Here is a 12,176-nt window from a genome sequence, read left to right on the forward strand (position 1 = left end):
AATTTCAACCGCCTACACTCTACCGCGCTGCGCGGACAAAAAAGGCGCCGCCGCCATAATGGCAACGGCGCCAGAACCGCCACAAAGGTACCCGTCCCCTTTGTGGCGGTTTGTATGACGGTTCGAGAATTACAGTCCAAAGAAGCCTAGGATTTGGTCACGGCTTACGGGCTTGTACTCGTTGGCATCGAGGCCGACATCGTAGCGAAAGATAGGACGTTCGCGATCGCGGTTGCGCGTATTGGTGCGGTCTCCCCTGCTGTGGATATGCCCGTGCAGCATGATGGCGCCACGTGCCTTGCCATTCCAGCTGAGCATGGGGTAGTGGCTCATAACCAGACGATGACCCTTGGCATAGCCGGGAGCAATCTCCAGGTAATCACGCACGTCTTCCCAAATCTGCGGCACGTCGGGATCTTCCCAGTCGCCGTCATGGTTACCACGGATGAGCGTCACGTTCTGGCATTCGATACGCTCGCGTAGGCGCACGGCATCCGCTAGGGGCAGACGATAGGTAAAGTCACCCAGAATATAGAGGCGGTCGTCCGCAGCCACGCACTCATTGATGACATCGATGACCTTGCGGTTCATCTCCTCAACCGAGCCAAACGGTCGGTCCATGTCGTGCAAGATATTCGTATCGCCCAGGTGCAGGTCGGCGGTAAACCACATCATCGTCTCAGTCCTCATTTCGCAACGCGTCCAACTCGTGCTAAGTATACAGACGCAGCGATGCGGCAGTTACCCAAAGAGCCCGCCAAACAGTCCGCGACGGCGCTTGTCTTTCTTTTTCGACGCATCACCCTGAGTTTTCTTGTCCTGTCGCATCTTACGGTCCTGCTCCAGCTCATCGTCATCGAGTAGCATATCCCACTCAAACGGATCGTCCGTCAGATCGAACAGGTCGTCGTCATCAAACATGGCAGCCTCCCTTACCGATTAGCGGGCATCCACCACATAGAGCCCAACGCGCACCTGGTGCCACGGGCTACGCTCGGGGGCAACCTGCTGCACGCGGGCCTCAAATACGTCCTCATGGCCGTAATACATCATCAAGGACAGCGGACCGACCTCGTTTCCCGGAACATAGCCAAGCTTGGTGTTGCCGTAGTAGATCGCAACCGCCTCGGGATCATGGGGATTATCGCGCTCGGCGCACAGCGTCAGTTTATCGCCCGCTTTAAGATCGCCCAGGACCAAAGCGCCGTCGGCATACTGAAATCCCGCAATGTGAAACGACAGAAGAACACGTGAAGGCTCGTACATAGCAACTCCCCTAACGGCCGGATAAAACGGCGCTTAACCTTACCGAGAAGTCTACGGGTCCGTGCGGACACAAATTCATCCTGCCTGCGTCTTTTCGACCGTTTGTCCCTACGCCATCTGATTTTAATGCACAAACATGCGCACGAATTTGTGCTTCCAGTTTGCGTAAGGGGCATAGCGAAATGGCACGTCCAGCCACGTTGCCTTGTTCACGATGCTCTTCTTGTGGCTAAACGTATTGAAGCTCTCGCGTCCATGGTACTGCCCCATACCGCTCGCTCCCATGCCGCCAAAGCCCATATGGCTCGTAGCCAGGTGCATGATCGTGTCGTTGACGCAACCGCCACCAAAGGGCACGTAACGCACAAAGCGCTGCTGAACCTCACGGTCCTGGCTAAAGATATACAGGGCCAGCGGCGTCGGACGATCCGTAATAAACGTCTCGGCCTCGTCTAGGCTCTCAAACGTCAGCACCGGCAAGATGGGACCGAAAATCTCCTCCTGCATCACGGCGTCATCGGGGGCCACGCCGTCCAAAATTGTCGGCTCAATCTTGAGCGAAGCCTCGCGCGCAGCACCTCCAAGCACGACCTTATCGGGATCGATCAGCCCATGCACGCGCGCAAAATGCTTGGCATTGACGATATGCCCGTAATCCTCGTTGTCGAGCGGATGCTCGCCAAACATACGGCGCGCCTCTTCCTTGATGAGGCCCAGCAACTCGTCGTGCACACGCGTATCGACCAGCAGGTAGTCGGGCGCCACACAGGTCTGCCCCACGTTGAGCCATTTACCAAAGGCGATACGCCGTGCCGCAACCTTCAAGTTTGCCGTCGCATCCACGATGCAGGGACTCTTTCCACCCAGCTCAAGCGTCACGGGCGTAAGGTTTTTACTTGCGCGCTCCATGACGAGCTTGCCGACCGGAACGCTACCGGTAAAGAAGATCTTGTCCCAGCACTCATCGAGCAGCGCTTCGTTCTCGGCGCGCCCGCCCTCGACAACTGTCACCAGGCACGGATCAAATGCTTCTTCGCAGATCTGCTTGAGCACCGCACTCGATGCCGGAGCATAGGCGCTCGGCTTGATGACCACAGTATTGCCCGCGGCAAGGGCGCCGGCGAGCGGCTCGAGCGTTAGCAAAAACGGGTAGTTCCACGGGGCCATGATGAGCGTGACGCCATAGGGCACGGCTTGCGTCTTGCACACACTCACGGCGTTGGCAAGGTCGCACGGACGCAGGCGCGGACGACTCCATCGAGCCACATGTGCGATCTGATGACGAATCTCGGAAAGCGACGTGCCGATCTCGCACATATACGCCTCGTCATGCGACTTTCCCAAATCGGTCTTGAGCGCATGGGCAATATCGGCCTCGTGGGCCCGCACCGCATCGCGTAAACTCACGAGCGCACGACGTCGAGCATCGACATCAAACGTGGCGTGCGTCTTAAAGTAGACGCGCTGGTCTCCGACAATGCGCGCAATTTCCTCGGTATTCATGGACCCTCCTAGTTCTCGCCCTCAAACATACCACCCGCGTCAACCTCGTACATGCGCATCAGCTCCAAACGGTCCATCAAAAGTGGAACGGGGTACAGCGGATTGGCCTCGGCATCGGCAGGCGCCGCCATCTCGGGAATGTCGGAGCGGCGAATGCCCGTCACATATTTGGGAATGTCCAAGGCGGCGTTCATTCGATCGACCCAATCGATAAAGGCCTCGACGGCATGCGTCAGGGCGTCCATGCCCGTCTGCCCCGTAATGGAGGCGGGCAGACCGCGTGAACTCGGGGTCGTGCACCGCAAAGCGCGGGATAAGCACAAAGTCGTTAATGGGGTAGTTGTAGTGCGTCTCGTCATCGGTGATAACCGCCGCGAGCGTGACTTCGCTTCCCGTACCGGCGGTAGTGGGAACCGCAATAAGCAGCGGCAGGAGACGGTGGACGCGCAGCAGGCCGCGCATCTTGTTGATGGGCTTGTTTGGCTGTGCGATGCGTGCTGCCACGCCCTTGGCACAGTCCATGGCCGAGCCACCGCCAAAGCCGATAATGGCCTGGCAGGCGCTCTCTCAGCATGCTCCAGAATGTGTGGCTCGGTATAGGGCAGCACCGGCAATGCGATGCGAAAACCGTTTGATACGTTCGGCACCAGGCGCAGCGGGCTAGATCATAAAGGAAACTCCCTCATTTGTTGATTGGTCAACATTTGTTCGACCGATTGTACTCATCAGAGGTCGCAGGCGGCCTGCCAATCGTTAATCAATCAACATCTTCATCTCTCAAAATTATTTTATCAAAAATCATTCCTAATAGGCTTCACATTTTGTTGCATTTATGGATAATAGAACTCGTCAAGACGCACGTCCGGAGAGGGCCCTTACGGGATCGGACAAGCGCCCCATCGCCATCCATCGAAAGGATCGAATCATGAAATTTGTTTGCCCCGTTTGCGGTTATGTGGAAGAGTTCGACGGCGACCAGCTGCCCGAGGATTTTAAGTGCCCCCAGTGCGGCGTTCCCGGTTCTCGTTTCCTGAAGCAGGAGGAGGGCAAGCTCGAGTGGGCTGCCGAGCACGTCGTGGGCGTCGCCAAGATGGAGGGCGTCTCCGAGGACATCATTGCCGACCTGCGCGCCAACTTTGAGGGCGAGTGCTCTGAGGTCGGTATGTACCTGGCCATGGCTCGCGTCGCCCATCGCGAGGGCTATCCCGAGATCGGCCTATACTGGGAGAAGGCTGCCCACGAGGAGGCCGAGCACGCCGCCAAGTTCGCCGAGCTCCTGGGCGAGGTCGTGACCGACTCCACCAAGAAGAACCTCGAGATGCGCGTTGAGGCCGAGAACGGCGCCACCGCCGGCAAGACCGATCTTGCCAAGCGTGCCAAGGCCGCTGGCCTCGATGCCATCCACGATACCGTGCATGAGATGGCTCGCGACGAGGCCCGCCACGGCAAGGCTTTCGCCGGCCTGCTCAAGCGCTACTTTGGCTAAGCCAACCGCCTGAGAGATAATCTCTAACTTTAAAGGGCCCGAACCGCATGGTTCGGGCCTTTTTTTCGTGTCTCATGAACTCGTTAACGCCCTGAAATAGGGCCACCTTCGGCATCGACTTCTCGTCAAAAACTAAGTGAGTAGACTTTTTGGAACTTGCCGAGCAGACCATCCATATTGCTCTATAAAGCAGCAGGTAAATGACTTGTTGCAAAACGGCCTGGTCGCCATCACGCCAAAAGTCTACTCACTTAGATCCGCGCTGTCCACGATCGAGCTGTTTTGTGTCCAATGGACATCTTTCCGTCGATTACTCCCAATTTTGTCCAGTCAACGAATAGTTCAGACCGGAGTAATGCCTCAACCCTTTGCTCATCCGAGCTTTTATCGCGATATTCAACATCGAGCATCCTGCATACGGCCTTAACGATTGCACGGAATCTATCCTCATCGGATATCTGTCCGTGTGTCAGGAGAAGCACGTCGTAGCCCATGGCTTGAAGCGCCGTCATGCGGTCAGCGTCACGCAAGCCATCCCCCGCGCGCCCGTGCGAGGCCTTTCCCTGACATTCAATGGCCACCTGCCGCCTCCCGTCCGGCGAGGAAAGAAGTAGGTCGATATATACGCGTGTCTTTCCTACAATCGCTCGAGCACTTGTGCTTAGCATCACTTTGACATTGAGCTCTATGCCGCAAAACCCTTCACCTCCCAGGGCTCGCGGCAGTCCAAGCAACAAATACGCCTCGACCTCAAAAGGCGAAGCGGCACCCAATGGAACGAGTTGCGACACCGCCATAAATCGATTGCCGTAACGCATCCCGCAAACATCTGAACAAAAACGGTCAAGGTCCCCATCCAAAACCAAAGCGTCGCGACGCCACAAATTTGAGGCGGCGCCGCCCTCGGACGGGCAGCGCACCCAACCCAACGTTGTCGAAATCGTACCCGAATCAATTGCACGCGAAAGCTCCACCTCAAGTGCCGCCGGCAGAGCGCATACCGCAAACAAGCCGCACATCTCCGCCAATACCAGCAGAAGTTGGAGATCCGTTAGATGTCGAGACATGATAAATGCCGTCAGTAGAGGAGACGTGACCAAAAATCCATGCTCCGTTTCCAGCACGGATTCCCTGGGGAGTTCACCAAGAAACAGACGCTGCCTAATGTTGGCAGGGCAAGTCCGTTTGTTTCTCGTCCGAACCAATGTATACAAGGGAAAACCGAGCGCGACTGCAGCCGTCGGGTTGCGGACGAGGTCATATCGCTGCCGGTCTTCATCCGGCCGCGGAAGCGGAGGACACAAAGCGCGGACTTGAGGGGGCAAACGCCAGTACCTAAAAGCCGATATGTCACAAAGTAGATCCTTCATAGGCACAGGAAAGCACGAATTTCAACCCAGTCGGTCTCTCATTGGCGCGAACGCACCAAAAATGGCGCCGAACGAACTGCAAAGTTTTCAACAGCCCTCCCCAACTGGCCAAAAGCTTACCGAGAACTGGACGAAGCCCTGTTGGAAACCCCACTTTTTTTCTCATGCGGAAGCTTTGCGCGGCAAGTGAGTAGACTTTTTGGAACATCCCGAGCAGACCGATGATCCCACTTCTCAAAACCACAGGTAGATAGCTTGTTACAAAACTGTCTGGTCGCCAAAGTGCCAAAAGTCTACTCACTTAGGTTACAGAGTGCCCCATTAGCTGCGATTCCAGGGTATTAAGCACCTCCGGACTCAGGTCGTCATACTGGACAAGAATTTGAGTTGAGTTTTCTGGGACAGATGCGCCATCGGCGCACCAATAACAGTTACTGATATCGATAAAAGGGATGCTCGAGCGCGTGAGGGCCTGCGCAAAAGAGCTTCCGCCCGTTCCCCGCTCCGCAACCACGGTGCAGTAAAGACCTGCGTCTGCATGCTCGATCGAAACCTCTCCTGCTGGAAACGCATTCCGTACAAGCGCCGCCAGGCCATCACGCGCCTCACGAGCACGAACGCGCACGCGGTTCACATGTCGCTCGTAATCACCTGATTCCAGCAAACGAGCCAAAGCGACCTGGTCGACAGAGCTCACCGACGAGGCGTAGAAACCAAGGTTGCACCTAAACCGCTTCATCAGCTCATCGGGCAACACCATGTACGCTAGACGCAACGCCGATGAAAGGCTCTTCGAAAACGTGTTGGTGTAGATGACCGATTGAGCGGCATCGATCGAAGCAAGCGCGGGAATCGGCTTGCCGGCCAGACGAAACTCGCAATCAAAGTCATCTTCGATGAGATATCGACCTGGTCGCTTGGCGGCCCAGCTCAGCAGCGCATAGCGACGCGCAATGCTCGTCACAAGGCCGGTCGGATACTGATGGGACGGCATCAGGTGAAGGACATCGGTCCCCGTTTTCTGCAGAGCGCTCAAGTCTACGCCCTCATCATCCAACGGGATATGTCGAACTTTGCAACCCATAGCCTGATAGATGCGCGTTAGGCGCAAATAGCCCGGGTCCTCAACGGCATACACCTTGTCGGCGCCAAGCAACTGAACCAACATGGTATCGAGCAGCTGGGCGCCTGCGCCGATAACAACGTTGTTGGGGTCGACATTCATGCCCCTTGTCCCGCGCAGATGGTGGGCAATTGCGCGTCGTAGCCGAGTGGTGCCCTGTGCCGGCGCAGTCGAAAAGATTTCGCGCTCGTCTTCGGATGCCAGCGTCGCCCGCAGCGCGCTTTGCCAAAGCCGCGCCGCCTCCAAAGCAGAAGGAGAAAGTGTATCGAATCGCTCGACCTGTCCGTTGACATCATGCGCGCCGGAACCCGCAGAGACGGCATCCCGGTCGATGCCCTCTGCAGCCGAAGCCAAAACCGGTGCATCCGGAAGCTCGCAAGCGTAGTAGCCACGACGCGGCATTGAGCAAATATAGCCCTCGGCAAGTAACTGGCTATATGCATTCTCGATGGTAATGACACTGATTCCCAGATGATTGGCAAAGGCGCGCTTAGACGGAAGATGCTCCCCCGCCGCAATGCGTCCAGCAACGATATCATCTCGAATTTGCTGGTAAATATACTCATAGAGCGATGCGTCGCCGCGTTTTTCCAAATTGTAGTCAAGCATGAGTTTGTCACCTGACCTTATTGAGTCATTCAATCTGGTATTAGTCTGGCCTTATTATTATCTCTAAAACTGAGTATTTCGCCATACCCAGCTCCCCGATAGGATGTTCCGTCAAGCAATGCACATGCCAACCAAGGGAGCAACCATGGCAGAACAGACCAGCAAGGCAGATCGCGTCAAACTCAATCGCGAGCTCGCGCAGATGCTCAAGGGCGGCGTCATCATGGACGTCACCACGCCCGAGCAGGCACGCATCGCCGAAGAGGCGGGCGCCTGCGCCGTCATGGCACTCGAGCGCATCCCGGCCGACATCCGTGCCGCAGGCGGCGTCTCACGCATGAGCGACCCCAAGATGATCAAGGGCATCCAAGAGGCCGTCTCCATCCCCGTTATGGCCAAGTGCCGCATCGGCCACATTGTCGAGGCGCAGGTCCTGCAGGCCATCGAGATCGATTACATCGACGAGTCCGAGGTTCTCTCCCCTGCCGACGACGTCTATCACATCGACAAGACCCAGTTTGACGTGCCGTTTGTCTGCGGCGCCCGCGATCTGGGCGAGGCGCTGCGCCGTGTTGCCGAGGGCGCCACGATGATTCGCACCAAGGGTGAGCCGGGTACGGGCGATGTCGTCCAGGCCGTGCGTCACATGCGCAAGATCCAAAAACAGATCCGCGACGTTGTTGCCCTGCGCGATGAGGAGCTCTTTGAGGCAGCCAAGCAACTGCAGGTTCCGGTCGAGCTGGTGCGCGAGGTCCACGCCACGGGCAAGCTTCCCGTCGTGAACTTTGCCGCCGGCGGCGTAGCGACCCCCGCCGACGCCGCGCTGATGATGCAGCTGGGCGCCGAGGGCGTCTTTGTGGGATCGGGCATCTTTAAGAGCGGCAACCCGGCCAAGCGCGCCGCCGCCATCGTCAAGGCCGTGGCAAACTTCACCGATGCCAAACTCATTGCCGAGCTTTCGGAGGACCTGGGCGAGGCCATGGTGGGCATCAACGCCGACGAGATCGAGATTATCATGGAGGAGCGCGGGCGCTAGTCCGGCAGAAAGGATCGCCCATGAGCGATTATGCAGACCAAACGGTCGCCGTGCTGGCGGTCCAAGGCGCTTTTGCCGAGCACGAAGCAAGACTATCCGAGCTGGGCGCACACTGTATTGAGCTGAGGCAGGCGGCCGATTTGCAGCAGAACTTTGACCGTCTGGTACTTCCCGGCGGCGAGTCCACCGTTCAGGGCAAGCTACTTGCCGAACTCGATATGCTCGAGGATCTTCGTACCCGCATTGTTGAAGGCATGCCTGTACTGGGAACTTGTGCCGGTCTGATTCTGTTGGCGCGCGACCTTGCCGCCCACGATGACAAGGGGACACCGCGCTTGGCAACCATGGATATACTCGTTGAGCGCAATGCCTATGGCAGGCAGCTCGGCAGTTTTCACACCAAGGGGCAGGTAGGCGGTATCGACGGTGAAGTGCCGTTAACGTTTATCCGTGCACCCCGCATCGTCGAGGTGCACGGCAATGCCAAGGCCTTAGCGAAAGTCGACGGACGAATCATCGCCGCCCGTCAAGACAATCAGCTCGGCGTTACCTTCCACCCCGAGCTCGACGACGACACCCGCCTCCACGAGCTCTTCCTCCAAATGTAGGCAGAAAACAAACGAACGTGGATTTTCGGACGCATAGCAAATGAGAGTGGAAATCTCGCACTTTGAGCTTGGATGCAGGCTCAAACCGGGAGATTATCCACTCTCATGCTATGTAGTCGTTGGGGACGTTTTCAACGACTACATTGCGATAGACGGCCACGTTTGCCCAGATAATACCGACCAAAATAAACCTGTCCCTTTTTGGCAGGTTTGAATCAAGGCAACGCCGATGTTTTGGCAACGACAGACACTATGACCCAATCCGAGGGCACTAAAAAGATAGGAGCCCCCGCTCGTGACCGCGGGTCGGGGCTGCGACAATGATGTTGAAGTGCCATAGGCGCAGCCGCGCCGCAACGAGGTTGGGAGGCTCCCATGCCAAAGTATTCTACCGCGTTCGGGATGGACGTCCACCTGAGGTCGACCACCGTCTGCGCCCTCGACGCGGACACCGGCGAGGCCGTGACGAGGAGGTTCCCCGGCAACCCCTGGGGCGAGATCGCCGGGTGGATGTCGGGCTTCCCGGGCCCGTCGCTCGCGGCCTACGAGAGCGGCTACCTCGGCTTCGCCCCGCAAAGGGAGCTCGCCGGGCTCGGCGTCGAGTGCGTCGTCGCCGCGGTCTCGAAGATCCCCAGGTCGGCCGCCGACTCGGCCTCCAAGAACGACAGGAACGACGCCGCCAGGATGGCCAAGGCGATACTCGCCCACGACATCTCCCCCGTATGGGTCCCCTCCCCCGAGGTCGAAGGCATCAGGGACCTCGCCGGCGCCTACGACGGGGCGACCGCGCGCCTGGCGACCGCCAAGCAGCGGCTGCTCGCCTTCCTCGCAAAGCGGGGGTTCGTCTACGGCGGCACCACGCCCGCCGGCAACCCGAGGAAGTACTGGACCTACGACTTCCTGAGGTGGCTCGACAAGGTCAGGCCGGAGGACGATGGCGGGGTTCGGACGCTCGCCGCCCTGAGGAACGAGGTCGAGGCCGCGGCGGAGGCCCGGGCGGACCTGCTCTCCGAGTACAGGGCCGCCGTGGATGCCAGCCCGATCGCCGCGGAGGTGGCCGCCCTCCAGTCGATCAAGGGCTGCGCCTTCGCGCTGGCCGCGGCCTTCTCGGCCGAGGTCGGCGACTTCACGAGGTTCCGTTCCGGAAGGCAGGTCACGGCCTATTTCGGCCTCGCGCCGAGTCAGAGGTCGAGTGGCGACTCCGTGCGGCTCGGAGGCATCAGCGGTGCGGGCAACGCGCTCGTGAGGAAGCTGGCCGTTGAGGGTTCATGGTGCTACGCCGCGGCACGGCACCAGCCGAAGCTCATGCCGAGGGACACGGGCGTGCCCCTCGAGATAAGGATGCACGGGAGGAAGGGGTCCGAGCGGCTCCTGCGGCGGCGCGAGGAGATGCTCGCCCGCGGCATGCCCGCGGCGAAGGCCAACGCGGCCACCGCGGCCGAGCTCGTGAGGTGGCTCTGGGCCCTCGGCATGATGTGCCGGGAGGGCGCGGAATAGGCATAGCCCCCGTCCCGGCGAGCCGGGCGGCCTTCGGGGATACCCCCTATTTCGCTGTGCGCGCGGAGCCCTCCGCATGCGCCTCGACAGACTTGGGGAACCCCGCCGAAGGAATGGAGTGCGGGCCGACAGAACGGTATCCGCGGATATGAGACTGAGCCGAAGGCGTCGATGACATGCCGGGGGCGGACCGGGACGGGTTCAACGGCAGGCCCCGCCGACCGATTGCAAGCGGTCGGCGGGGCCATTGTGGCTCTTGACAGCGGATTGGGTCATATGAGCGAAAACCCGTACACGCGAGCAGGGCGCCTTGAAACGAGGCGGCATTGACCTTTTGGTCATGCCGCCGAAGTTGAAAGGCAGATTGCCGCTCTGGCGGGCTTGCAGCGTCGGCCCGTTACGGCGTTTGGTAAAATGCCGTAACTAAAAACGGTTGCCGCGGAAGCCACCGCCGTTGCGGCCGCCACGGTCGCCGCCTCGACCGCCGCGGTCGCCGCCACGGTTGCCGCCGAAGCCGCCACGGTTGCCACCGCGGTCGCCATAGCCACCACGGTTGCCGCCAAAGCCGCCGCGACCGCCACGATCGCCGCCACGGTCACCAAAGCCGCCACGGCCACCGCGACCACCACGGTCGCCGCCACGGCCACCGCGGTCGCCAAAGCCGCCGCGACCGCCACGGTCGCCGCCACGGCCACCACGGTCGTCACGGCCGCCGCGAGGACCGCGATCCTCGTCCAGACCCATGGCGACGAGCGGAGCGATAACCTTATCGAGCGCGGCCATCAGCTCGGTGGCCTCCTCGTAAGAAAGCTCGGGCAGGAGCTTCTCCTTCTTGTTGGCAAGCTCGACCAGGCCCTCAGCGGCATCCTCGGCAGCGAAGACGACGATCTTGCGCATATCGCCCTCGGCGTTGTCGATGCGGCCGACCAGATCGGCAGCCTCGGCCTCGGCCATCAGGCCATCGAGCTCACGAAGGCGCATGCCCAGCAGATCGGACATTTCCTTCTGCTCCATCTTGGGCTTGAGGTCAAGGAGCTTGATGGCGCGCTCGATGTTCGCCATACGCTCGGCCTTAGCCTCCTCCTCCTTGGAAATAGCAAAGCGACGGCTACGCAGCAGGCGGGCGGCCTTCTGCATCTTGTCCATCAGCTCTTCGTCATCGTAATCAATGGCGGCCTCGACAACCTCGGCCTCCTCCTCGGCGGAAACCTCGTCAGCAGCCTCAACCTCGGTAGCTTCGGTCTCCACGGTCTCGACTGCCTCGACCTCGGCAGCCATGGTCTCGTTCTCGGTCTCGTTCATGATCTCTTCGTTCTCGGACATGAGACTCCTTCTTGGCCCTCTCGGGCATCATCGCCCCATTCGCGGGGCCCGTCGCGCACTCTTTGCGCTTTAAACATTCATGCCTCTCGGCAAAACGTCCATTAGTTTATGGTGTCGCCATCCAATCTAGCTGCAGAATCTATGTGCACACATTAATGCGACATGTCGCGGTATCATGGCCTGAACCAAACGTGTCCACCTTAAGGAGCCCGCCATGATTAAGCCCATCATGAAATCCGAGTTCTTTTAATATGAGAAAGCCATTGTCAATAGGCGTGTTTGTTCGAGCCCGGTTTTAAACCGGGCTTTTTCGTTTCCCGTCGGGAGGGCCCGCGCACGCTGCGCGTTTAGTCGA

At 59.2% G+C, this 12,176-nt stretch carries 12 protein-coding genes and 1 pseudogene; 4 read left to right on the plus strand and 9 right to left on the minus strand.

What is annotated here, in order from left to right:
* Positions 1-129: 129 nt before the first annotated feature.
* From ACTQ48_RS07895 to ACTQ48_RS07920, 6 genes and pseudogenes are all read right to left on the minus strand, one after another.
* Positions 130-675, minus strand: coding sequence for a metallophosphoesterase (locus tag ACTQ48_RS07895; RefSeq protein WP_441038956.1), 546 nt, complete (start codon positions 673-675; stop codon positions 130-132).
* 66 nt (positions 676-741) lie between these two features.
* Positions 742-921, minus strand: coding sequence for a hypothetical protein (locus tag ACTQ48_RS07900; protein WP_441570550.1), 180 nt, complete (start codon positions 919-921; stop codon positions 742-744).
* Positions 922-939: 18 nt separating this feature from the next.
* On the minus strand, positions 940-1,266 hold the full coding sequence (locus tag ACTQ48_RS07905; RefSeq protein ID WP_117655201.1) for an HIRAN domain-containing protein: 327 nt from the start codon (positions 1,264-1,266) through the stop codon (positions 940-942).
* A 123-nt stretch (positions 1,267-1,389) separates the two neighbouring features.
* Positions 1,390-2,769, minus strand: a complete 1,380-nt coding sequence (locus ACTQ48_RS07910; RefSeq protein ID WP_441540917.1) for an aldehyde dehydrogenase — start codon at positions 2,767-2,769, stop codon at positions 1,390-1,392.
* Positions 2,770-2,777: 8 nt separating this feature from the next.
* Complete coding sequence (locus ACTQ48_RS07915) at positions 2,778-3,014, minus strand: hypothetical protein (RefSeq protein ID WP_441570562.1); 237 nt, start codon at positions 3,012-3,014, stop codon at positions 2,778-2,780.
* 103 nt (positions 3,015-3,117) lie between these two features.
* Positions 3,118-3,291, minus strand: a pseudogene (locus tag ACTQ48_RS07920) (iron-containing alcohol dehydrogenase); the annotation flags it as partial.
* Positions 3,292-3,694: 403 nt separating this feature from the next.
* Between ACTQ48_RS07920 and ACTQ48_RS07925 the strand changes: the two are divergent.
* Positions 3,695-4,255 (plus strand): ferritin family protein, encoded by a 561-nt coding sequence (locus ACTQ48_RS07925; protein WP_441570552.1) that lies wholly within the window; start codon positions 3,695-3,697, stop codon positions 4,253-4,255.
* Between the two features lie 251 nt (positions 4,256-4,506).
* Here ACTQ48_RS07925 and ACTQ48_RS07930 read toward each other — a convergent pair whose 3' ends face one another.
* Complete coding sequence (locus tag ACTQ48_RS07930; RefSeq protein WP_427747889.1) at positions 4,507-5,379, minus strand: hypothetical protein; 873 nt, start codon at positions 5,377-5,379, stop codon at positions 4,507-4,509.
* A 547-nt stretch (positions 5,380-5,926) separates the two neighbouring features.
* Positions 5,927-7,357, minus strand: a complete 1,431-nt coding sequence (gene pdxR / locus ACTQ48_RS07935) for a MocR-like pyridoxine biosynthesis transcription factor PdxR (RefSeq protein WP_441570554.1) — start codon at positions 7,355-7,357, stop codon at positions 5,927-5,929.
* 145 nt (positions 7,358-7,502) lie between these two features.
* Between pdxR and pdxS the strand changes: the two genes are divergently transcribed.
* The 3 genes from pdxS to ACTQ48_RS07950 all read left to right on the plus strand — a co-directional run bounded on the left by pdxS (position 7,503) and on the right by ACTQ48_RS07950 (position 10,498).
* Positions 7,503-8,393: a pyridoxal 5'-phosphate synthase lyase subunit PdxS gene (gene pdxS / locus ACTQ48_RS07940; protein ID WP_441570556.1), complete on the plus strand. Its 891-nt coding sequence runs from the start codon at positions 7,503-7,505 to the stop codon at positions 8,391-8,393.
* A 20-nt stretch (positions 8,394-8,413) separates the two neighbouring features.
* Positions 8,414-9,001 carry a pyridoxal 5'-phosphate synthase glutaminase subunit PdxT gene (gene pdxT / locus ACTQ48_RS07945; protein ID WP_441566948.1) on the plus strand — a complete coding sequence of 196 codons (588 nt, stop codon included), beginning with the start codon at positions 8,414-8,416 and terminating at the stop codon, positions 8,999-9,001.
* A gap of 375 nt (positions 9,002-9,376) precedes the next feature.
* Entirely contained in the window at positions 9,377-10,498 is a 1,122-nt protein-coding gene (locus ACTQ48_RS07950) for an IS110 family transposase (protein ID WP_441570558.1), read from the plus strand.
* 423 nt (positions 10,499-10,921) lie between these two features.
* On the opposite strand, the gene ACTQ48_RS07955 is transcribed toward ACTQ48_RS07950, so the two are convergent.
* The gene (locus ACTQ48_RS07955) at positions 10,922-11,821 is read right to left on the minus strand and encodes a hypothetical protein (protein WP_441570560.1); all 900 of its coding nucleotides are present in this window, start codon (positions 11,819-11,821) and stop codon (positions 10,922-10,924) included.
* Positions 11,822-12,176: the final 355 nt, after the last annotated feature.

Source organism: Collinsella sp. Sow4_E3, assembly GCF_052116285.1.
Classification (GTDB): Bacteria; Actinomycetota; Coriobacteriia; order Coriobacteriales; family Coriobacteriaceae; genus Collinsella.

Bases quoted from the DNA above. Each gene is read 5' to 3' on its own strand.
- ACTQ48_RS07895 (WP_441038956.1), bottom strand. From the start codon at position 675: ATGATGTGGTTTACCGCCGACCTGCACCTGGGCGATACGAATATCTTG.
- ACTQ48_RS07955 (WP_441570560.1), bottom strand. From the start codon at position 11,821: ATGTCCGAGAACGAAGAGATCATGAACGAGACCGAGAACGAGACCATG.
- ACTQ48_RS07915 (WP_441570562.1), bottom strand. From the start codon at position 3,014: ATGGACGCCCTGACGCATGCCGTCGAGGCCTTTATCGATTGGGTCGAT.
- ACTQ48_RS07950 (WP_441570558.1), top strand. From the start codon at position 9,377: ATGCCAAAGTATTCTACCGCGTTCGGGATGGACGTCCACCTGAGGTCG.
- pdxR (WP_441570554.1), bottom strand. From the start codon at position 7,357: ATGCTTGACTACAATTTGGAAAAACGCGGCGACGCATCGCTCTATGAG.
- ACTQ48_RS07900 (WP_441570550.1), bottom strand. From the start codon at position 921: ATGTTTGATGACGACGACCTGTTCGATCTGACGGACGATCCGTTTGAG.
- pdxS (WP_441570556.1), top strand. From the start codon at position 7,503: ATGGCAGAACAGACCAGCAAGGCAGATCGCGTCAAACTCAATCGCGAG.
- pdxT (WP_441566948.1), top strand. From the start codon at position 8,414: ATGAGCGATTATGCAGACCAAACGGTCGCCGTGCTGGCGGTCCAAGGC.
- ACTQ48_RS07905 (WP_117655201.1), bottom strand. From the start codon at position 1,266: ATGTACGAGCCTTCACGTGTTCTTCTGTCGTTTCACATTGCGGGATTT.
- ACTQ48_RS07910 (WP_441540917.1), bottom strand. From the start codon at position 2,769: ATGAATACCGAGGAAATTGCGCGCATTGTCGGAGACCAGCGCGTCTAC.
- ACTQ48_RS07925 (WP_441570552.1), top strand. From the start codon at position 3,695: ATGAAATTTGTTTGCCCCGTTTGCGGTTATGTGGAAGAGTTCGACGGC.